The organism is Maritimibacter sp. DP1N21-5 (assembly GCF_019218295.1).
Classification (GTDB): Bacteria; Pseudomonadota; Alphaproteobacteria; order Rhodobacterales; family Rhodobacteraceae; genus Maritimibacter.
In genome coordinates, this window is record NZ_JAHUZF010000006.1 from 1,387,884 (window position 1) to 1,406,619 (window position 18,736).

Annotated in this window: 22 protein-coding genes and 1 tRNA gene; 5 read left to right on the top strand and 18 right to left on the bottom strand. The window is 64.0% G+C overall.

All coding sequences use genetic code 11. The annotated features are described in order from the left end of the window. Positions 1-22 precede the first annotated feature (22 nt). The 4 genes from KJP29_RS14485 to KJP29_RS14500 all read right to left on the bottom strand — a co-directional run bounded on the left by KJP29_RS14485 (position 23) and on the right by KJP29_RS14500 (position 3,943). Positions 23-934, bottom strand: coding sequence for a pirin family protein (locus KJP29_RS14485; RefSeq protein ID WP_218464241.1), 912 nt, complete (start codon positions 932-934; stop codon positions 23-25). 101 nt (positions 935-1,035) lie between these two features. Beyond that, positions 1,036-1,575, bottom strand: a complete 540-nt coding sequence (locus KJP29_RS14490) for a hypothetical protein (protein WP_218464242.1) — start codon at positions 1,573-1,575, stop codon at positions 1,036-1,038. 126 nt (positions 1,576-1,701) lie between these two features. After that, on the bottom strand, positions 1,702-2,241 hold the full coding sequence (locus KJP29_RS14495; RefSeq protein ID WP_218464243.1) for a TadE/TadG family type IV pilus assembly protein: 540 nt from the start codon (positions 2,239-2,241) through the stop codon (positions 1,702-1,704). 1 nt (position 2,242) lies between these two features. After that, positions 2,243-3,943 (bottom strand): TadE/TadG family type IV pilus assembly protein, encoded by a 1,701-nt coding sequence (locus KJP29_RS14500; RefSeq protein ID WP_218464244.1) that lies wholly within the window; start codon positions 3,941-3,943, stop codon positions 2,243-2,245. A 296-nt stretch (positions 3,944-4,239) separates the two neighbouring features. Here KJP29_RS14500 and KJP29_RS14505 point away from each other — a divergent pair, with 296 nt between their 5' ends. Further along, positions 4,240-6,093: a M3 family oligoendopeptidase gene (locus KJP29_RS14505; RefSeq protein ID WP_218464245.1), complete on the top strand. Its 1,854-nt coding sequence runs from the start codon at positions 4,240-4,242 to the stop codon at positions 6,091-6,093. Between the two features lie 83 nt (positions 6,094-6,176). On the opposite strand, the gene KJP29_RS14510 is transcribed toward KJP29_RS14505, so the two are convergent. Then, positions 6,177-6,446: a DksA/TraR family C4-type zinc finger protein gene (locus KJP29_RS14510; RefSeq protein WP_218464246.1), complete on the bottom strand. Its 270-nt coding sequence runs from the start codon at positions 6,444-6,446 to the stop codon at positions 6,177-6,179. A gap of 69 nt (positions 6,447-6,515) precedes the next feature. Here KJP29_RS14510 and KJP29_RS14515 point away from each other — a divergent pair, with 69 nt between their 5' ends. Continuing rightward, the gene (locus KJP29_RS14515; RefSeq protein ID WP_218464247.1) at positions 6,516-7,688 is read left to right on the top strand and encodes a dipeptidase; all 1,173 of its coding nucleotides are present in this window, start codon (positions 6,516-6,518) and stop codon (positions 7,686-7,688) included. A gap of 156 nt (positions 7,689-7,844) precedes the next feature. On the opposite strand, the gene KJP29_RS14520 is transcribed toward KJP29_RS14515, so the two are convergent. The 4 genes from KJP29_RS14520 to KJP29_RS14535 all read right to left on the bottom strand — a co-directional run bounded on the left by KJP29_RS14520 (position 7,845) and on the right by KJP29_RS14535 (position 11,366). Further along, the gene (locus KJP29_RS14520) at positions 7,845-8,165 is read right to left on the bottom strand and encodes a DUF4389 domain-containing protein (protein WP_218464248.1); all 321 of its coding nucleotides are present in this window, start codon (positions 8,163-8,165) and stop codon (positions 7,845-7,847) included. A 31-nt stretch (positions 8,166-8,196) separates the two neighbouring features. Further along, a complete protein-coding gene (locus KJP29_RS14525; protein ID WP_218464249.1) occupies positions 8,197-9,174 on the bottom strand; it encodes a Gfo/Idh/MocA family protein in 978 nt (325 codons plus the stop codon). 61 nt (positions 9,175-9,235) lie between these two features. Beyond that, positions 9,236-10,132, bottom strand: coding sequence for an RNA polymerase sigma factor RpoH (gene rpoH, locus KJP29_RS14530; protein WP_218464250.1), 897 nt, complete (start codon positions 10,130-10,132; stop codon positions 9,236-9,238). A gap of 187 nt (positions 10,133-10,319) precedes the next feature. Continuing rightward, entirely contained in the window at positions 10,320-11,366 is a 1,047-nt protein-coding gene (locus KJP29_RS14535) for an RluA family pseudouridine synthase (protein WP_218464251.1), read from the bottom strand. On the opposite strand from KJP29_RS14535, the gene KJP29_RS14540 reads away from it, so the two are divergent. After that, positions 11,365-11,679, top strand: a complete 315-nt coding sequence (locus tag KJP29_RS14540) for a DUF6476 family protein (protein WP_218464252.1) — start codon at positions 11,365-11,367, stop codon at positions 11,677-11,679. The genes KJP29_RS14535 and KJP29_RS14540 overlap by 2 nt on opposite strands. Before the next feature lie 60 nt (positions 11,680-11,739). Here KJP29_RS14540 and KJP29_RS14545 read toward each other — a convergent pair. Continuing rightward, a tRNA-His gene (locus KJP29_RS14545) sits at positions 11,740-11,816 on the bottom strand. A 103-nt stretch (positions 11,817-11,919) separates the two neighbouring features. On the opposite strand from KJP29_RS14545, the gene KJP29_RS14550 reads away from it, so the two are divergent. After that, complete coding sequence (locus KJP29_RS14550) at positions 11,920-12,135, top strand: DUF6324 family protein (protein WP_218464253.1); 216 nt, start codon at positions 11,920-11,922, stop codon at positions 12,133-12,135. Here KJP29_RS14550 and KJP29_RS14555 read toward each other — a convergent pair. Continuing rightward, positions 12,104-12,598 carry an MmcB family DNA repair protein gene (locus KJP29_RS14555; RefSeq protein WP_218464254.1) on the bottom strand — a complete coding sequence of 165 codons (495 nt, stop codon included), beginning with the start codon at positions 12,596-12,598 and terminating at the stop codon, positions 12,104-12,106. The genes KJP29_RS14550 and KJP29_RS14555 overlap by 32 nt on opposite strands. A 300-nt stretch (positions 12,599-12,898) precedes the next feature. Between KJP29_RS14555 and KJP29_RS14560 the strand changes: the two genes are divergently transcribed. Continuing rightward, positions 12,899-13,588, top strand: coding sequence for a nitroreductase family protein (locus KJP29_RS14560; protein WP_218464255.1), 690 nt, complete (start codon positions 12,899-12,901; stop codon positions 13,586-13,588). 3 nt (positions 13,589-13,591) lie between these two features. On the opposite strand, the gene KJP29_RS14565 is transcribed toward KJP29_RS14560, so the two are convergent. From KJP29_RS14565 to KJP29_RS14595, 7 genes are all read right to left on the bottom strand, one after another. Next, positions 13,592-13,897, bottom strand: a complete 306-nt coding sequence (locus KJP29_RS14565) for a hypothetical protein (RefSeq protein ID WP_218464256.1) — start codon at positions 13,895-13,897, stop codon at positions 13,592-13,594. Between the two features lie 95 nt (positions 13,898-13,992). Continuing rightward, a complete protein-coding gene (gene nusB / locus KJP29_RS14570; protein ID WP_218464257.1) occupies positions 13,993-14,469 on the bottom strand; it encodes a transcription antitermination factor NusB in 477 nt (158 codons plus the stop codon). A gap of 30 nt (positions 14,470-14,499) precedes the next feature. Further along, positions 14,500-15,009 (bottom strand): 6,7-dimethyl-8-ribityllumazine synthase, encoded by a 510-nt coding sequence (locus tag KJP29_RS14575; RefSeq protein ID WP_218464258.1) that lies wholly within the window; start codon positions 15,007-15,009, stop codon positions 14,500-14,502. Beyond that, on the bottom strand, positions 15,009-16,139 hold the full coding sequence (ribB, locus tag KJP29_RS14580) for a 3,4-dihydroxy-2-butanone-4-phosphate synthase (protein WP_218464259.1): 1,131 nt from the start codon (positions 16,137-16,139) through the stop codon (positions 15,009-15,011). The genes KJP29_RS14575 and ribB overlap by 1 nt, the downstream gene beginning before the upstream one ends. A gap of 220 nt (positions 16,140-16,359) precedes the next feature. Further along, positions 16,360-17,349: an MBL fold metallo-hydrolase gene (locus KJP29_RS14585; protein WP_218464260.1), complete on the bottom strand. Its 990-nt coding sequence runs from the start codon at positions 17,347-17,349 to the stop codon at positions 16,360-16,362. Between the two features lie 48 nt (positions 17,350-17,397). Beyond that, a complete protein-coding gene (locus KJP29_RS14590) occupies positions 17,398-17,964 on the bottom strand; it encodes a hypothetical protein (RefSeq protein ID WP_218464261.1) in 567 nt (188 codons plus the stop codon). After that, positions 17,961-18,563 carry a riboflavin synthase gene (locus tag KJP29_RS14595; protein WP_218464262.1) on the bottom strand — a complete coding sequence of 201 codons (603 nt, stop codon included), beginning with the start codon at positions 18,561-18,563 and terminating at the stop codon, positions 17,961-17,963. The genes KJP29_RS14590 and KJP29_RS14595 overlap by 4 nt, the downstream gene beginning before the upstream one ends. Positions 18,564-18,736: the final 173 nt, after the last annotated feature.

The window sequence follows — 18,736 nt, forward strand, 5'->3', positions numbered from 1 at the left end:
GACGTCCGCGGCGAAACCCGATCTAGTGTGCCGGCTTGATGAAAGTCCCGTTGCGCAGGTCCCGCACCGCCTGCTGGATCTCGGCCTGGGTGTTCATGACGATCGGCCCATGCCAGGCGACCGGCTCCTCGATCGGCGCGCCCGAGACCAGAAGGAACCGCACGCCCTCTTCGCCCGCCTGCACCACCACCTCGTCGCCCGACCCGAAGCGCACCACTGTGCGGTTGCCCGACAGGTCGCGGATGTTGACCTCCTGCCCCATCACTTCCTTCTCGAGCAGCACGCCCGACGGGTCCGAGGCATCGACAAAGGCCGCAGAGCCCTGGAACACATAGGCAAAGGCCCTACGATAGGTGTCGATCCTGAACCTCTTCCTGACGCCCGCGGGCACCGTCACGTCCAGATACTGCGGATCGGCGGCGACCCCGTCCACAGGACCCTTGGCGCCCCAGAACTCGCCCGCGATCACCCGAACCGTCACGCCGTCGTCATCCGTCACCTCGGGGATCGCCCCCGACTTGATGTCCTGATACCGCGGCGCGGTCATCTTGAGGCTCGACGGCAGGTTCCCCCACAACTGAAAGCCATGCATCTGGCCCTTGAAGTTTCCCTTGGGCATCTCCTGGTGCATGATCCCCGATCCAGCGGTCATCCACTGGATGTCGCCTGCCCCGAGCGTGCCGGTGTTGCCAAGGCTGTCACCATGCTCGACCGAGCCCTCGAGCACATAGGTGATCGTCTCGATCCCCCGATGCGGGTGCCAGGGAAATCCGCGCATGTAATCGCCGGGATGGTCGCCCCGGAAGTCATCGAACATCAGGAAGGGATCGAAGGCCTCGGGATCGCCGAAGCCGAAACCACGATGCAGGCGCACGCCGGCGCCTTCCATGGTGGGCTGGGCCTTGTCGGCCGAGAGAACAGGACGAATGGACATGGGTGTCTCCTTTCGTCTCACAAGATAGGCTTTGGCGCCCCACGGATCAATCGCACAGGGACGGCCGAAATCAAGGCCAGGTGTTCACCAACGCGCAGAAATCAGCAGACCGTCATCCAGCACAGCTTGGGCGCGAAACGCGGCTCGGTGATCACGATGTCCACGAAGGTGCGTGGCTTGATGTAGCCCCACCCCGCCGGATAGTCGATCGAGGTGCTTCTGGACGCCGGTGTCCAGAGCATCGTGGGCACGAACGGCGGATAGTAATCGACCGAAGTCTCGACGATGAGCGCCCGTTCCCCCTGCGCCAGCAGCGGGACCGCATGGGCGATCTTCGTGCGCATGGTCTGGGTCGTGTAGACCGGCTTGTTGTCCGTCGAATGCGACCAGTCGACGTGGAGCTGGCGCGTCTCGTTGTTGGTGCAATTCGCGTTGCAATAGACCTGCGTCACCCGCATCCAGGTGGAATTGCCGCCCTGCGTCAGGTAGCGAAACACGCTCTCCGCGCCGTTCAGATAAGCCTGGTTGATGGGATTACCTTCGCGCGACAGAAGATCCGAAATCGCGTAGTTGCCCTTGAGCGAGATATTCTTGGCCCGGTACACGTCGAAGACAGTGAAGGTGAAGAGAAACCCCCACAAGAGAACCGGGATGATAAGGACGGCCTCGACTGAAAGGCTCGCGCTCTCGCTCCCGCGGAACGCAGCAATCAGGGACCGGAGGCGGTGACCCGCGGGAAAAGAAGGAACAGGCATCTCCGGGCTACCTCACGGTTCGTTCACGAAAGTCGACGCGGCAGCGATGTTGTAGCCGCCAGAGGCATCCAGCGGCAGGCCCATGACCCAGGGGGTCGTGGCGAAGAAGGGGTCGAGCACGGTGCAGGCGCGCACGATCATCACGTCGTTGGCCTGGCCGAAGTTCACGTTCATCGCCGGCTGGATCTCGGCGTTCCGGTCCACGCAGGCGATGGTGTTGGCCGGGAACTGCCATGTCGAGGTCGAAATCGGCGTCAGCTCGATCGTCGTGGCCGCGATGCAGTCCGGAAAGATCAACGTGCCGTTGCAGATATGGTCACGCAGCTCCGCCGCCGTCTTGGGCGCGAGCGTGCCCAACCGCAATTGCCGCACCGAGATATCCAGCGCGCGTTCGAGCAGAACCGACCGCGCGAGGTAGATCGAGATTTCGAACGCCGAAAGAAAGAGCGTCATGATCGCAGGAAACAGGATCACGAACTCGATCGTCGCGTTGCCCTCTTCCCGTTTCCAGATCTGCCCGATCCGTTTCTTGATGCCTGCCCCACGTCTCATGTCAGTGTATCAACCTCAGTTTCGAGATTTCCCGCGCAATGGCCGCAAAGGCGGACGAGATGTTGAGCCCGTTGGCGTTCCAGTAATAGGACGGATAGGTGGCGCACTGCTGCATGACGTCCATCGGGTCGTCCGTGATGTGGTCGTCGAGGTCGCCTTCCACCTCGAAACCAATGGTGAAGACGGTGATCCCGGCAGTCTTCGCCGCCGTGCAGATGGCGGCGAGGTTGGCGTTCTTCTCGTCGTGGTCGAATTCCCCCGCCGCGCGCGGCAGGAAGCTCCACTGGTTCCACCAGGCGATGGTGTAGGTCCGCCAGAGTGTCGGGAAGTCGATCTCGGCCGCACCGGTCCCTTCGTTCCGGGTCGTGCAGGTGGTGGTGTAGATGTAGCGCCACTGCGACCAGCTCCAGGAGGAGGTGGTGACACAATCCTCATAGGTCCCCGTGCCCCAGGCATGGTCGGCCCATTCGCTGCGGTGCGGCCACCAGTAGCGGTCGTTCTCGGCGTCATAGATCGAGATGCGGTTGTCGCTATAGGCCTTCCAGACCGGCGAGGGACCGGCAAAGAACCCCTGATTGAGGTGATCCTGTTCGCGGTTGTCCCCGTCGGTCATCAGGACGATGACCTTTTCGAGCCCCCTGTGATCATAGTCGAGCGGACGGCCGACATAGATGTTGGACACCCGGCCCGCCGTGTTCATCCGGGTGATCGCGTTGCGCGCCGCAGGATCGAGGAGTGCTGCCCCCCATTTCATGCCAATGTCTATCGAGGTGGAACCCACCGCCTGCAGCGCGTTGATTTCGCTGCGCATGTCTGCGGCGCGATCCTCGAAGGGGTGCACCTCGCGCCAGCTGTCGGTGGCGCAGGGGCCGTTCGAACTGCTGGGCGAGTCATTGCGTCCCCGGCTCGGATCGAAATCGCCCGTGCGCTGGATCGCCGTATCGGGATCGACGGCCACATTCGCGAAGTCCTCGGGGAACCAGGTCACGCAGGTATTGCGCGTGTTCTCTGTCGTCAGGGTAAAGGAATTCGCGAGGTGATTGCCCAGGAGCACCTGCGTCGCATAGGGCACGAGCGTGATCGAGGCCTTGTTCGGATCGACCGTGCAGGTCGCGGAATCGCGGGTGTCGTTCGGATTGCACAGAATGATGTTGGCAAAGGTCCGCGCGGCCTTCTTCAACTCGTAGAGCTTGGACTGGCCCGAATAGGACGCCCAAGCCATCGACCCCGAGACGTCCACCACGAGCGAGATCTCATTGAGCGAGACGCTTTCCTCAGCCGTGCCCGACGCCGGTGCATTCAGGTATTGGATCCCGGTGAACCGCATGAAGGCGGTCGGCACCTGCAGGCTGGCGGTGGCCTCGACCCGACGAGTATTGGCATCGTTGTAGACCGTGATGTCATCGGAGGTGATATGGGCATCCAGCCCGGCCTTGGTGAAATAGTCGATGACCACGACCTTGGGATCGAGCGGCTGGTCGAGCGAGGCGGCCGCGAGGATCGCGCGATCGAGCGTCGCCTGAAGCCGGGAGCGCTGGGATTCGTAGCGCATGAGGTCCACGCCCAGCCCCGCCGCCATGATCATCGCGACGAGGATCATGAGCCCGAAAATGATGAAGGATCCATCTTCGCGCGCGGCAAATCCGGCCCGGCGCCGCGACCGGCCCTCCGTCGTCCTGTTCTCCCTCGCGCGCCCTTCCATGGCGTCCCTTTCCGGCCCCTGGCCACACCTGTCCGAAGACGGTTTATCCCAAGGCTTTCAGACCACTTGAAAGCGGCGGAAATTAGGCGATTGTTTGATAATTGACGCCTATTGCCGGTCCCGCTGGAGCCAATGTTTCAAGGGCGCGCGCACTGTCCGTGGTTGATGTAACAAACCGCCCCATGGGCGCCCAAAGCCTTGACGGCCGGGACGCCGGACCGCGGCCTTCTCCGCCTCGGGCATTGAGGCCCGGGCGCAGGCGACCTATGTCTGGTGCGACGATCAAAGGAGAGACCATGAGAACGCCGATCCCGACCCCCGCCGACCACACCACCTTGCCCCGTGACGCGGTGGCGGAAACCGGCGGCAGCGGCAACCTTGGCGACCTCCCGGATTGGGACCTCACCGACCTCTACCCCGGCATGGATGCGCCCGAGGTCAAGGCCGACCTCGAAAAGCTTCAAAAGGCCTGCGCCGACTTCGCCGCGACTTACGAAGGCAAGCTCGCCGACCTCGACGCAGGAGGCATGCTCGCCTGTATCCTCGCCCATGAAGACATCGACCGGACCGCCGGTCGCCTGATGTCCTTCGCGGGGCTCCTTTACTACCAGAACACCACCGACGGTGCCCGCGCCCAGTTCCTGCAGAACTGCCAGGAAAAGGTGACGGATTACACCGCGCCGCTGGTGTTCTTCTCGCTCGAGATCAACCGCATCCCGGACGCCCAGATCGACGCGATGTTCGACGCCGATGCCGAGCTCGCCCGCTACAAGCCGATCTTTGACCGCCTGCGCGCAATGCGGCCCTACCAGCTTTCGGACGAGCTGGAAAAATTCCTCCACGACCAGTCCTCGGTCGGCGCGGCCGCCTGGAACAAGCTCTTCGACGAGACGATGGCGGGGCTCACATTCCGGCCCGAGGGCATGGACGAGATGTCCATTGAAGCCACACTGAACCTGCTGTCCGAGCAGGACCGCGCCAAGCGCGAAGCCGGTGCGCGCGAACTGGCCCGGGTCTTCGGCGAGAACATCCGCCTCTTCGCACGCGTGCACAACACGCTCGCCAAGGAAAAGGAAATCGAGGACCGCTGGCGCAAGATGCCCACGGCCCAGACCGGGCGTCACCTCTCCAACCACGTCGAGCCCGAGGTGGTCGAGGCGCTCAGGAACGCCGTCGTCGCCGCCTATCCGAAGCTGTCGCATCGTTACTACGAGTTGAAGCGCAAATGGCTCGGTCTTGAAACCATGCAGGTCTGGGACCGCAACGCGCCCCTGCCTAAGGACGAAGAGCGCGTGATCGACTGGCCGGAAGCGCGCAAGACGGTGCTCGACGCCTATGCCGGTTTCGACCCGGAAATGGCCGCCATCGCCGAGCCTTTCTTCGACCGGGGCTGGATCGACGCGGGCGTGAAACCGGGCAAGTCACCGGGCGCCTTCGCCCACCCCACCGTGACCGACGCGCATCCCTACGTGCTCCTGAATTATCTCGGAAAACCGCGCGACGTGATGACGCTGGCCCACGAGCTTGGGCATGGAGTGCACCAGGTGCTCGCCGCTGGTCAGGGCGAACTTCTCGCAGACACGCCGTTGACGCTTGCCGAAACCGCCTCGGTCTTTGGCGAGATGCTCACCTTCCGCAAGCTCTTGGCCGACGCACCGGACCAGGCGGCGCGCAAGGTGCTTCTCGCCGGCAAGGTCGAGGACATGATCAACACGGTCGTGCGCCAGATCGCGTTTTACGACTTCGAGTGCAAGCTGCACGAGGCACGGCGCACCCAGGGTGAATTGACCACCGACCAGATCAATGACCTTTGGATGAGCGTCCAGGGCGAAAGCCTCGGCCCGGCCTTCACCTTCATGGAGGGGTATGAGACCTTCTGGTCCTACATTCCCCATTTCGTCCACTCGCCCTTCTACGTCTACGCCTACGCCTTCGGCGACGGCCTCGTGAACGCGCTCTACGCCGTCTACGAAGAGGGTGACGCGGACTTCCAGAAGAAGTATTTCGAGATGCTCAAAGCGGGCGGGTCCAAGCACCACAGCGAGCTTCTCGCCCCCTTCGGCCTTGATGCCTCCGACCCGAAATTCTGGGACAAGGGCCTCAGCATGATCTCCGGCATGATCGACGAGCTCGAGGCGATGGAGGCCTAAGTCTTCACTGCTTCATGAATACTTTTCAGGGGGCGTGGGGGATGAAAAATCCCCCACGTCTCGACAGCGACGCCGGACCGACGTCACTTCAACTGACTGTCTTTCGACCCCCGCCGATTGAACCCGGGCCGCGCCTTGAACTGCGCGTCCCGCTCCTGCTGGCAATCGATGCAGATCTTGACCCCCGGGAGCGCCTTGCGCCGGGCCTCGGGGATCTCCTCGCCGCATTCCGCGCATTCCGACAGGCTTTCGCCCACCGGCACTCGCCGCGCGCGCATCCGTTCGAGTTCCTCGGCCACGCTCGCTTCGATCTGTTCGTTCACCGCACCGTCGCGGCTCCATCCACCGGCCATGGTCACGCTCCGTCATCTCTAGGCAATCAACATAATTCCCCCTAGCCTTGGGATAAAGGGAGGGACTTCATGCGCATACTCAAATGGCTCGTGGGCCTCGTCGTTCTCGCAGTACTCATCGGCGCGATCGGCTTCTTCGGCTTCGCGCCACGGATCACCGAAAAAGGCATGAACGCGGTCAAACCACATGACCCCTACCCCATCTCTGCCGAGGCGCAGACCCTCCACGAAGGCCTCCTCATCGGCGACTGGCACGCCGACACGCTCCTGTGGAACCGCGATCTCCTCGACCGGGGCAGCTACGGGCAGGTCGACATCCCGCGCCTGCAAGAGGGCAACGTCGCGCTCCAGATGTTCACCTCGGTCACCAAGACACCGGCCGGTCAGAACTACGAGGAAAACACAGCCGAGGCCCGCGACAACGTCACCCTCCTCGCCATAGGTCAACTCTGGCCGATCCGCACCTGGTTCTCGCTTACCGAACGGGCCCTCTACCATGCCGAGCGCCTGCACCGCGCCGCCGACCGCTCGGGCGGCCAGTTCCGCGTGCTGACGAGCGAAGCCGACCTCGACACCTTTCTCGCCGACCGTGAAACCAACCCGACGCTCGTCGGCGGCCTCCTCGGGATGGAGGGCGGCCATGCGCTCGAAGGCAACATCGAAGCCCTCGACACCCTCTACGCCGCAGGGCACCGCCTTATGGGTCTCCAGCATTTTTTCGACAACGAACTTGGCGGCTCGCTCCACGGGGTCGCGGGCGCCGGCCTCACGGACTTCGGGCGGGACGTGGTGGCGAAGCTCGAGGCGGACGGATGGATCATCGACCTCGCCCATAGTTCGGAGCAAACTGCCCGCGACGTCCTTTCCATGACGCAGATACCGCTCATCGTGAGCCACACCGGCGTTCACAGCCACTGCGAAACGGTCCGCAACTATCCCGACGACCTGATGCGCGAGATCGCCGCGACTGGTGGCGTGATCGGGATCGGTTACTGGTCTGACGTGATCTGCGACGACAGCCCCGCAGGCATTGCCGCGGCCGTGGCCGCAGCCGTCGAGGCAGTCGGCCAGGATCACGTTTCGCTAGGCTCGGATTTCGACGGCGCCATCGAAGCCGCGCTCGATACCTCCGAACTCGCGGCCATCACCCAAGCCATGCTGGACGCCGGACTGTCCGAGGCGCAAATCCGCAAAGTCGCGGGCGAAAACATGATCCGGGTCCTGCGCGCGCGGCTTGAGTAAGGCGCATCATAGAGCCCGACGCGCCCCTCTTCTCTGGTTCATAAGTATCCTGGAGGGGGTCGCCATTGTCGCGCCATTGGTCCGAGCGGCAATGGCGACGGGGGAGGCAAAGCCTCCCCCCAACTACCGCGCCGCCTGCGCAAGCAGACGGCGCAATCAGTCCGGGATACCCCAGCGATCGAAGGGAAACGGCCGGTCGTTGGTCGAGGCACTCACATAGAGCGTCGCCCGCGCCATCCAGTCGGCCAGATCCTCGCCGAACTCCGCCACATGGCGGTTCCGCTCGCCCGAGAACAGGAGCCAGAGGAACTGCACGATCCCCGCCACGATGACGAGGAGCCGGCCGACCCACATCATCACGACGAACATCACCATCCACAAGCCGCGCATCCAGACGTTGTCGGGCTCGCCTTCGATCTCGATCCGATCCTCGGCGCCGGGCTCGTCCAACACCCGCGGTTCGTCCTTCTCCGTCATGTCGCTCCCCTTCCCTGGCTATCCAGCCCTGTCATTCCAGCTCTACCGCCGCCGCGAGGACCGAGTCGATCATCGCCTGTGTGCCACGCGAAAACTCCAGCGGACAGTCATAGTCTTCGCCGGTTCGCACCGCCCGTGCAAAGGCTTCGACCTGCAGCACGTATTGGTTCACGTTCGGATACCTGTCCGAGGTCACGGTCATGCCCCGCCGCAGATGCACCTGCGCCAGGTCGAAGACACCCGCGTTGAACGGGGCGTTGAGCGTGATCGTGCCCTCGTCGCCCTGGAACACGATGTCCTGCCGGTTGGCGAGGCGGGTGGAGGTGATACCCGAATAGGTGAACCGATGTCCGCCTCCGCTGAACAGACAATTCGCCTGCGCCCATGTATCGACGCCGTTCTCGCGACGGACACGGGCGGTCATCCCTTCCGGCTCGGCCCCGGTCGCGAATCGCACCGCGCCATAGGCATATACGCCGATATCGGGGATCGAGCCGCCGCCCGTCTCGGCGCGGTTGCGGATGTTCGCAGGATCGGGGTTATTGAAGCTGAAGGTGACATCCACGTGGCGCAATTCGCCTACCGCGCCCTGCGCAAGTAGCTCGCGCACCCGATGCCACTGCGGATGATGCACGATCATGAAGGCCTCGGCAGCCATGAGCCCGGTTTGGTCGCGCTTCTCGATGATCCGTTCGATCTCGGGCGCCGAGAGCGCGATGGGTTTCTCGCAAAGCACGTGCTTGCCCGCATCGAGCGCCCGTAGTGTCCAGTCCACGTGAAGGTGGTTCGGCAGCGGGATATAGACGGCGTCCACAGCGTCAGACGCGAGAAGCGCGTCGTAGTCGGCAAAGACCTCGATCCCCGGCGCGAAGGCCTTGAACCTGGCGGCCTTGTCTGCCGTGGAGGTGGCGAGCGCGACCAACGCGTTGTCTCGCGCCGCGTGGATCGCGGGTCCCATCTGCTGGGCCGCGAAATTCGCCGCCCCGAGAATACCCCATCTCAACGCCATGGCCGCCCTCTTCTTTCGTTTCGCGCCGCCCGGGTATCCGGACGGCGCTACGTTAGCGGTATCAGGCGACCTCTTCCATGCCCTTTTCGGCGGCCAGTTCCTGCATTCGTTTCTGGAGCTTCTCGAAGGCCCGAACCTCGATCTGTCGGATGCGCTCGCGGCTGACGTCGTATTGGCCCGACAGATCCTCGAGCGTTACGGTCTCGTCCGACAGACGCCGCTGGGTGAGGATGTCGCGCTCCCGGTCGTTGAGGACGTCCATGGCGGCCGCCAGCATCTCGCGCCGGACGTCGAGTTCGTTCCGCTCAGCATAGTCGCCCGCCTGATCGGCGTCTTCATCCTCGAGCCAGTCCTGCCACTGCATCGACGATTCGCCATCGGCCGAGATCGTTGCGTTAAGGCTCGCATCGCCACCCGACATGCGCCGGTTCATGGAGATGACCTCTTCCTCGGTCACGCTGAGATCATGCGCAATCTGAGCCACGTTTTCGGGCCGCAGATCGCCTTCTTCCAGCGCACCGATGCGCGCCTTGGCCTTGCGCAGGTTGAAGAAGAGCTTCTTCTGTGCCGAGGTCGTGCCGAGTTTCACCAGCGACCAGGATCGCAGGATATACTCCTGGATCGACGCACGGATCCACCACATCGCATAGGTCGCGAGGCGGAAGCCCTTCTCCGGGTCGAAGCGTTTCACCGCCTGCATGAGGCCCACGTTGGCTTCCGAGATCACCTCGGCCTGCGGCAGTCCGTAACCGCGATACCCCATGGCGATTTTCGCCGCGAGGCGCAGGTGGCTGGTGACAAGCTTGTGCGCGGCCTGGGTGTCCTGATGATCGACCCAGCTTTTCGCAAGCATGTATTCCTCTTCGGGCTCCAGCATCGGGAACTTCCGAATTTCCTGAAGGTACCGGTTCAGACCGCCTTCTGGGGTCGGGGCCGGAAGATTGCCGTAGTTCGCCATCGTCTCGCATCTCTCCACTGTCGCGCCCTCAATGTATCGAGGGTTAACATTACATTTAGGGCGCGCATGCACCTGTTCAAGAGGCATTTGCCTCTCGAAACCTCAACGTAGTATGAAGCCGGTTCCGTCGATTTGGTAGCGCTCTCACGCGCATGTGCGCCGTGTTACAGAGCGCCGGACCTGTGCGTTATTGCACGTGATCGCGCAGGGCTTCGATCAATCCGGCCATGTCGTCAGGTAAACGCGCCTCGAAACGGAGGGGTTCCCCCGAAACCGGATGGGTGAAGCCAAGTGTCGCGGCATGGAGCGCCTGACGCGGAAAGCCCATCACCGCCGCCGCCGCCGCGGGCGACAGCGCCTTTTCCGACACCTTGCGCCGCCCGCCATAGGTCTGATCGCCGACAAGCCCGTGACCGGCGTGGGCCATGTGCACCCGGATCTGATGCGTGCGCCCGGTTTCGAGCCAGCAATCGACGAGCGTCACCGTGGGCGGGGTGCCGAAGGTCTCGACCGGCCGCGCGCGGGTGACGGCGTGGCGTCCATTCGACCAGACGACAGCCTGCCGCTGGCGGTCGGTCTTGTGGCGGGCGAGCTGGGTCTGGATCTTCACGATCCCCCCCTGCTCGAAGCTCACGCCCTTCACGCCCTTCAGGCGCGGGTCCGCCATGTCGGGCACGCCGTGCACCAGCGCCATGTAATGCCGCTCGACCGTGTGTTTCTCGAACTGCGCGGCCAGCCCGTGATGGGCGGCGTCGCTCTTCGCGACGACCAGAAGCCCGGAGGTGTCCTTGTCGATCCGGTGCACGATGCCGGGCCGCTTCTCACCGCCCACACCCGACAGGTCCTCGCCGCAATGGGCAAGAAGCGCATTGACCAGAGTGCCCGAAGGCGTGCCGGGCGCCGGGTGCACGACCATGCCAGCGGGCTTGTTCACGACGATCAGATCGGCGTCCTCCCAGACCACCTCCAACGGAATCGTCTCGGGACGCATGTGGGTTTCCTCGACTTCGGGCACGAGAATGTCGATCACGTCGCCTTCGGCCACCCGCGCCTTCGGGCTGTCCAGCACCTCGCCCCCGCGCGTTACCGCCCCTTCCGCGATCAGGCGGGCCAGCCGCGAGCGCGACAGGTTCGCCTCCTCTGGCACAAAGAGCGCCAAGGCCTTATCAAGCCGGTCGGGCGGGTTTTCCCCGATTTCGACGGAAAGAGCCTTGGAGGAGATGATGGACGACATGAACGAGGCTCCCCTGACCGGACCCGACGCGGCGCTGGTGCGTTACCTGAAGTGGCTTGTGACGACGCTCACCGTGGTGATGATCGTCGGGCTCGTCGTCCTCATCGCATTGGTCGCGATGCGTTTCAACCAGTCGAGCACCGGACCGGCCTTTCCCGAAAGCATCGCCCTGCCCGAGGGTGTGACCGCAAGCGCGGTCACGCGCGGACCGGATTTCCTCGCGGTGGTGAGCACGGACGGCCGGATCTTCATCTTCGATCCCCATGGTCAAATGCTGCGACAGGAGATCGTTGCAACCCAAACCGACGAGTAATTTCCAATCCGACAGATCCGGGGCTTCGTGAAAACGACAGTCTGTTCCAAGTCTTGGGAGTGGTACCACCTCCCCGGCTCGAACGGGGGACCTCCTGATCCACAATCAGGCGCTCTAACCAACTGAGCTAAGGCGGCACGCCGCGTCATTTACCTCCGTGATCCTCGCAATGCAAGAGGGCGGGCTTGAAAAATCCGGGAGGGCGGCGTAACGCTTTGCCTCATTTCGAAGGAGCCGAGCATGGGTATCAATTCCGAAAGCGACCTCAGCGCGAACCTGCAGATCGGGCCAACCACGCTTGGCATGGTCCGTATCTATATCGAAGGCGACGGGATCGACCTGCCGATGGATTTCGACCCTGAAGAGGCCATCGAAATCGCGGAAGAGATCAAAGCCGCCGCTATGCAAGCCCAGCAGATGGCCTCTAAGAAGCCGAAGGGTCCGAAAAAGCGCTGATTCCGGGGTCACGGTGCCCCTGAAGCCTCCGCGCAGCACAGCGCGCGAAGGCAAGCGTCAGTTTCTTGCGCCGCGCAGGGGCAAGTTTCGTCTCGGGTCCCATGGTCAGGATTGCCGCGTCATAGGCATCGGCAATGATGAGCCCGGTTCCGTCGGGCAGCAGATCAACCGGGAAATCGCGGTCTACGGCCCAGAAGAACCGGTCGCAGTATTCGAGATAGCCCTGCCACTTGTGATCGGCCATGAAGTCAGCGCGGCAGGACTTGCACTCGACCACCCAGATTTCCCCTTTCGAGCCAACGGCATAGACATCGGTGCGCAACCCGCGCGCGGGCACGAATTCTTCGACACAGGCGAAATCGAGCTGCGCGAGATGGCGCGCGACGCCCCGCGCCAGAAGCTGGCCGGGCTGCGGGGTGACAGGCGGCAGATCGGTGTCGAAGGGAATGTCGGCGTGGGTCATGGCGTCAGAATGAACATTAGGTGAACAAAAGTCCAGAGCGCAGGCCCCTTGCAAGCCTGCCCCGCCCCGCCTATCTCGGGGCTTGGCGGTCTGCCCTACTCGTCACACGGGAACATTCCGGTGGCCTTAAGCAAATCCGAGGGAGCTGGCTCTGTCGCGGCCGTGGCCGAGTTACCCGGCGCCCACCTGTATATACAGGTCCTCGGGAATGCGCTTCCCAGACGGTTGCGTGCGGTCCCGCCACCTACTAGCCTCCGCGTGATCGGTCCTTGATGGGACCTGATCACGGGAAGGACGGCCATGTTTTCAAGAAACCATCTCCCGCACGATCCTCTGCCCCTGCCCGACCGTATGGATCTGTCGGATGACGAGGCCCTTGCCCGAGCGCAGGCCTGGTTCGACCTCATGTCACGGCGCCATTCCGTGCGCGAGTTCACGGACCGTCCGGTGCCGCGCGCGGTGATCGAAACGGCCGTGGCCACCGCGGGGCGCGCGCCCTCGGGTGCAAATCACCAGCCCTGGTTCTTCGCCGCCGTCGAGCATCCCGCGATCAAGGCGCGCATCCGCGCCGAAGCGGAAAAGGAAGAGGTGCGGTTCTATGCCGGCGGCGGCGGCGACGAATGGCTGCGTGCGCTGGAACCCATAGGCACCGACGCCTCGAAGCCCCATCTGACCATTGCGCCCTGGCTCATCGTGATCTTTGCCCAGCGCTGGGGCACCTTCGACGATGGCACAAGGTTCAAGAACTACTACGTGCCCGAAAGCGTCGGAATTGCGACGGGCTTTCTCATCGCGGCCCTGCATACGGCGGGCCTGTGCTGCCTGACGCATACGCCCAACCCGATGCGGTTTCTCAATACCGCGCTCGGGCGCCCGGAGAGCGAAAAGCCGGTGATGATCCTCGCCGTCGGGCATCCGGCACAGGAGGCCACGGTGCCAGCCGTCGCCAAGATCAAGAAACCGCTCGACGAGATTCTGAAGATGTACTGACGCTCAGGGGCGCTTGTGCGCCGTCGCCTCGACCCGGACGGGAATGTTCGTCGCCACGGGCGCAGGCTTGCCGCGGGTCGGTCCCTCGTCCTCGCCCATCCGCATGATGGTGATGGCGAACTGCACGCCTGCAAAGACGATCCCGTGACCGAAGAAGAGCATGGCCACGGCGATCCAGCCGATATTCGAGGTCGAGACCAGATGCCAGAGGTTCGCCACGTTCATCCACAGAAGCGCACCCACGAAAACGCCCGCGAGCGCGAAGCCGATGATGACGTGACGGATATAGAGCTTGACGAGTTCGGGCATGAGGCACCTCCTACCCGGTCATCATATCATGCAAGTGGCATACGTCAAAGCGGCAGCGGGTCGCAGCGCGGCCTCAGACAGCCTCGGGCTGCACCTCAGAATGCCTCCGGCTGCGCCTCTCGCGCCATGTGATCGAGCACCGCATTGGTGAACTTCGGCTCGTCCCCTTCGGGAAAGAAGGCGCGCGCGACATCCACGAATTCGTTGATCACCACCTTGGGCGGCGTGTCCTTCTGAACAAGCTCGCCCCCCGCGGCGCGAAAGAGCGCACGGAGTGTCGGGTCGATACGCCCCAAGGGCCATTTCGCGACCAGCGCCCGATCAGTCAATTGGTCGATCCGCGCCTGATGATCCCAGACCGTGTTCAGGAGCGCTCGAAAGAAGTCGCGATCGCCCTCTTCATACTCACCCTCTTCATAGACCGCGCCGAAGCGATGATCCTCGAACTCCTGCGCGACGCGGTCGACGGATTGGCCCGAGGCCTCCATTTGAAACAGCGCCTGCACGGCGAAAAGCCGGGTCGCGCTTTTGCGTTTGCGTTTCTGGTTGTTCGAGAGGTTCGAGAGGGTCATGAGCGTCTTCAGTTCGATTGAAGCGCGCTTCTAGCCGCCCAGAGGACGGAAGCCAACAGGCTTTTCCGACGCCGACCATTTGCGCGACAGGGCGATCAGGTGGAGTGCCGCCGCTGCTGCACCGCCGCCCTTGTTCATCGCGTCGGGGTCGGCGCGCACCTCGGCCTGATTGCGGGTTTCGACCGTCAGGATGCCGTTGCCGATGCACAGGCCCTTGAGGCCCAGCTCCATGATCCCGCGCGACGAGTCGTTGCAGACCGTGTCGTAATGCGTCGTCTCACCCCGGATCACGCATCCCAGCGCGACATAGCCATCGAACTCGGCCAGTCTTTCCGCAATGCCGATGGCCGTGGGCACTTCGAGCGCGCCTGGCACTTCGATCAGCTCCCAGCTGCCGCCGCAGGCTTCGATCTCCGCCTTGGCGCCGGACACGAGGTTGTCGGCGATGTCCTTGTAGTAGGGCGCGACCACGATCAGGATCTTCGGCGCCTTGTCGAAACTCGGACGCTCCAGCGTGTAATGGGTCTCGGAGCCGGCCATCACTTGTCCCCCCGGATCGGATGCGTGCCCTCGATGGACAGGTCGTAGGCGTCGAGCCCGACCACCCGGGGCTGCGGGCTGTCAGTCAGAAGCACCATACGGTGAATACCCAGGGCCGAAAGAATCTGTGCTCCCAGTCCATACTGGCGCAGAACCGTCGGCGCCACCTGCCCGCCTGTCGCGAGCTTCATGGAGGGATCGCGCAGAACGACGATCACGCCGCGCCCCTGCTCGGCGATGATCTCCATCGCGCGGGACAGTTCATCATGCGGGTTCGGACCGAGCCCCAGCGCATCTTCCAGCGGGTTCAGCGCATGCATCCGGACGAGCACCGGCTCATCCGTCGTCAGATCGCCCTTGGTCAGGACGATGTGCTCCGCGCCCTGCGTCTCGTCCTGGAAAACCCTGAGCAGCCACTCGCCGCCATAGGCCGAGGTCACGCTCTTCACCGCCACCTCGTTCACGAGATGGTCGTGGCGGTGACGATAGGCGATGAGGTCGGAAATCGTCCCGATCTTGAGCCCGTGTTTCTGGGCAAAGGCGATCAGGTCGGGAAGCCGGGCCATGGTCCCGTCCTCGTTCATGATCTCGCAGATCACGCCCGAGGGGTTGAGCCCGGCGAGGCGCGAGATATCGACCGCCGCCTCGGTATGACCCGCGCGCACCAGCACGCCGCCGTCCTTGGCGCGAAGCGGGAACACGTGGCCGGGGGTCGCGATGTCGGCGGGCCCGCGCGTCGGGTCGATGGCGACAGACACCGTGCGCGCCCGGTCATGGGCCGAGATGCCCGTGGTTACGCCTTCACGCGCCTCGATGGAAATCGTGAAGGCCGTCTCGTGGCGGGACGAGTTCTGCGACGCCATGAGCGACAGGCCCAGCGCATCGACCCGGGCACTCGTCATCGACAGGCAAATGAGCCCGCGCCCATGGGTCGCCATGAAGTTGATCGCCTCGGGCGTCGCCATCTGCGCCGGAATCACCAGATCGCCCTCGTTCTCGCGGTCTTCGTGATCGACGAGAATGAACATCCGCCCGTTGCGCGCGTCCTCGATGATGTCCTCGATCTTCGAGATCACATCGGAATGGCTGCGTTCCACCGTGCCGGGCTTGTTGTAGAGTGTGTCGCTCATCATGTCCTCGATGCCGTTTGGCCCCCGTTTGGCCCGGACATAGACCCTGCGCGGCGTCATGGCCAGAGGGACGTGACACGGAGCACCGCGCCGATCCCCTTGACTGCTTCACAAATACTTCGGGAGGGTCTTGGAGGATCGCCATTGTTGCGCCATTGGTCCGAGCGACAATGGCGATGCCCTCCCAGCGGATCGGCTTTCGCGACTGCGAACGTCGAAATCAGAACCGCCAGAGCGCCGGCACGAAGGCAAATGCATCCCCCGCGCCTTCTGTATCGCGCATCACATGGCCCACACCGGGGAACGGGAAGTGGTAGCCCACCACCGGCACCCGGTCCGTCGCCGCCATGTCGAGAAGCCGCTTGCGCGTGGCGACGGTCGCCTCGGGGTCGGAGTCCATCGACCCATACCAGTCGGGATGGGCGAAATGCCCGTAGGCATGGGTCACGGCATCGCCCAGGACCAGCAGGCCCTTGTCCCCGCTCGTCACCATGACGGACATGTGCCCGGGCGTGTGCCCGTGGGTCGCAATGAGCTTCACCCCCGGCACGACTTCGTGCCCGTCGCCGCCCAGGGTCCATTCGACCCCCTCGGCGTTTATCGAGTTGACCGCGCCGACCACGAACTGCTGCGCCTCAGGGGCGACCCGGTCGACCAGCCCCTCCTCGGTCCAATAGCCGTGTTCCGCCTCGCCCATGATGTATTCTGCGTCTGGTATGATCGCCTCGTCGAAATCGTCGCGGATGCCCCAGATGTGATCCGGATGGGCATGGGTCAACACGACATGGGTGATGGACGCGGGGTCGATCCCGGCGGTCTCAAGATTACTGAGGAGCCGTCCGGCGGTGTCGAAGAATCGGCTTCCAGACCCGACGTCGACCAGAACCCGCGCGCTGCCCGTGTCGATCACGACGTGATTCGTGTGCCCGACGATCTCTTCCGTGGAGAGGTAATGAGCTTCGAGGAATGCGAGCTTCTGGGCCTCGTCGGCATTCATCCCGAGCGAGCTCAGCGGTTGCGGGAACCAGCCGTCCGACACGATGGTCACATTCGTGTCGCCCAGCGCGAAACGGAAATGCGCGGGGTTGGCCTCTGCGGGCGGGCCAAGCTCTGCACGCAGCGCATGCGGCATGTGGGCCGTGAGCGCGAAGGCCGGCATCGCGGCGGCATAGCGCAGCATGTCACGGCGCGTGGGGCGAAGTATTGGCATGAGATCCTCCCGTTGATCGGGGCAATCATATGCACAGTCGCGAATAAATCAAACCGTTTGGAAGTAGCGCGCGGCCGGGAGATAGCCCGCCATGCGCCCGGCCACCGCCCACTCAGCTTCGAGCATCGTGTCCCCGATCACGACGACCCCGTCGGGCGGCAACCTGCCGTCGGCGGTCATCACGTTGAGGGCAGCCCGGGTTTCGGTCCAGCCCTGCGCCAGCGTCGGCGCCGCGTGGGCCGCGTCGATGAGCGCCGGGTTGGCGTGCAGTACGGCCTCGGGCCCGAGCGGCCGGTGCACGGCGGCGAGCCGCATCACCCGTTCCAACCCGTCCAGCCGTGCCGCGCGCTCGCCCGGGATCGCCACCAGCCGGGGCCCGATGCGCAGCGCATTCGACGAGAAGAGGAAAGCGATCACATCGCGCCCCGTCGCCGCGCGGATCGAGGCATAGCTCTTGTAGTCGAGCCCAAGCTCGCGTGCCCGGCGCACGCGGTTGCGGATCACCTCGAGGGGGAGCGTCTCGGAAACGAGCTCGGCCCGCGCTCGCCGCCAAGCATAGGCGCTAAACCCGCCGCCCCCAAGTCCGGGACCGCCGTTATGCCCGATGCCGCTCATGCCGCCTTCTCGGCCATGTAGTCGGCCAGCCGCGCGACATAGCGTGCGAGCGTGTCGATCTCGAGGTTGATCCGGTCACCGACGGCGATTCCGGCCCAGGTCGTCACCTCCTTCGTATGGGTGATGAGGTTGACGCCGAATTCGTCGCCCTCGACCTCGTTCACGGTCAGCGACGTGCCATTCAACGCAACCGACCCCTTGGGCGCGATGAAGCGAGCAAGATGCGCGGGCGCCCGGAACCGGACCCGCGTGCTGTCGCCTTCGGGCGTCACGGCGACCACCTCGGCGACACCGTCCACATGGCCTGACACGATATGGCCCCCAAGCTCGTCCCCGACCTTCAGCGCGCGCTCGAGATTGACGCGCTGGCCCTGCACCCATGCGCCGAGGTTTGTCTTGTCCAGCGTCTCGCCCGATACGAAGACCTCGTACCAATCCGGCCCGAGCGCCGTGACCGTGAGGCAGACGCCGTCCGAGGCTATGGAGGCGCCCAGTTCGATAGTGTCGGTGTCATAGCTGGTGGTGATGCGCGCCCGCAGGTCGTCCGTCTTCTCGACCTTGGCGAGGGTTCCGATGTCGGTGATGATCCCGGTGAACATGGCGCTTTCCTTCCGTATGTTGTCCCATGGCTACGCCGCGCCGTCCGTTTTGCCAAGCGCCCCCGCCTGGCGCGCTGGTTCCCGTGCCGTTTCCCCCCGCTGTTTCCTCAGGCCACAAAATCGCCGCCTTCGCGTGGTTTCGTCGCGCCGGGGCGAACAGTCGCAGCCTTTTC

What these genes read in the sequence shown, in the direction of transcription:
- KJP29_RS14485 (WP_218464241.1), bottom strand. Translation starts at nt 934, where the DNA reads ATGTCCATTCGTCCTGTTCTCTCGGCCGACAAGGCCCAGCCCACCATG.
- KJP29_RS14495 (WP_218464243.1), bottom strand. Translation starts at nt 2,241, where the DNA reads ATGAGACGTGGGGCAGGCATCAAGAAACGGATCGGGCAGATCTGGAAA.
- KJP29_RS14500 (WP_218464244.1), bottom strand. Translation starts at nt 3,943, where the DNA reads ATGGAAGGGCGCGCGAGGGAGAACAGGACGACGGAGGGCCGGTCGCGG.
- KJP29_RS14505 (WP_218464245.1), top strand. Translation starts at nt 4,240, where the DNA reads ATGAGAACGCCGATCCCGACCCCCGCCGACCACACCACCTTGCCCCGT.
- KJP29_RS14510 (WP_218464246.1), bottom strand. Translation starts at nt 6,446, where the DNA reads ATGGCCGGTGGATGGAGCCGCGACGGTGCGGTGAACGAACAGATCGAA.
- KJP29_RS14515 (WP_218464247.1), top strand. Translation starts at nt 6,516, where the DNA reads ATGCGCATACTCAAATGGCTCGTGGGCCTCGTCGTTCTCGCAGTACTC.
- KJP29_RS14520 (WP_218464248.1), bottom strand. Translation starts at nt 8,165, where the DNA reads ATGACGGAGAAGGACGAACCGCGGGTGTTGGACGAGCCCGGCGCCGAG.
- KJP29_RS14525 (WP_218464249.1), bottom strand. Translation starts at nt 9,174, where the DNA reads ATGGCGTTGAGATGGGGTATTCTCGGGGCGGCGAATTTCGCGGCCCAG.
- rpoH (WP_218464250.1), bottom strand. Translation starts at nt 10,132, where the DNA reads ATGGCGAACTACGGCAATCTTCCGGCCCCGACCCCAGAAGGCGGTCTG.
- KJP29_RS14540 (WP_218464252.1), top strand. Translation starts at nt 11,365, where the DNA reads ATGAACGAGGCTCCCCTGACCGGACCCGACGCGGCGCTGGTGCGTTAC.
- KJP29_RS14535 (WP_218464251.1), bottom strand. Translation starts at nt 11,366, where the DNA reads ATGTCGTCCATCATCTCCTCCAAGGCTCTTTCCGTCGAAATCGGGGAA.
- KJP29_RS14550 (WP_218464253.1), top strand. Translation starts at nt 11,920, where the DNA reads ATGGGTATCAATTCCGAAAGCGACCTCAGCGCGAACCTGCAGATCGGG.
- KJP29_RS14555 (WP_218464254.1), bottom strand. Translation starts at nt 12,598, where the DNA reads ATGACCCACGCCGACATTCCCTTCGACACCGATCTGCCGCCTGTCACC.
- KJP29_RS14560 (WP_218464255.1), top strand. Translation starts at nt 12,899, where the DNA reads ATGTTTTCAAGAAACCATCTCCCGCACGATCCTCTGCCCCTGCCCGAC.
- KJP29_RS14565 (WP_218464256.1), bottom strand. Translation starts at nt 13,897, where the DNA reads ATGCCCGAACTCGTCAAGCTCTATATCCGTCACGTCATCATCGGCTTC.
- nusB (WP_218464257.1), bottom strand. Translation starts at nt 14,469, where the DNA reads ATGACCCTCTCGAACCTCTCGAACAACCAGAAACGCAAACGCAAAAGC.
- KJP29_RS14575 (WP_218464258.1), bottom strand. Translation starts at nt 15,009, where the DNA reads ATGGCCGGCTCCGAGACCCATTACACGCTGGAGCGTCCGAGTTTCGAC.
- ribB (WP_218464259.1), bottom strand. Translation starts at nt 16,139, where the DNA reads ATGAGCGACACACTCTACAACAAGCCCGGCACGGTGGAACGCAGCCAT.
- KJP29_RS14585 (WP_218464260.1), bottom strand. Translation starts at nt 17,349, where the DNA reads ATGCCAATACTTCGCCCCACGCGCCGTGACATGCTGCGCTATGCCGCC.
- KJP29_RS14590 (WP_218464261.1), bottom strand. Translation starts at nt 17,964, where the DNA reads ATGAGCGGCATCGGGCATAACGGCGGTCCCGGACTTGGGGGCGGCGGG.
- KJP29_RS14595 (WP_218464262.1), bottom strand. Translation starts at nt 18,563, where the DNA reads ATGTTCACCGGGATCATCACCGACATCGGAACCCTCGCCAAGGTCGAG.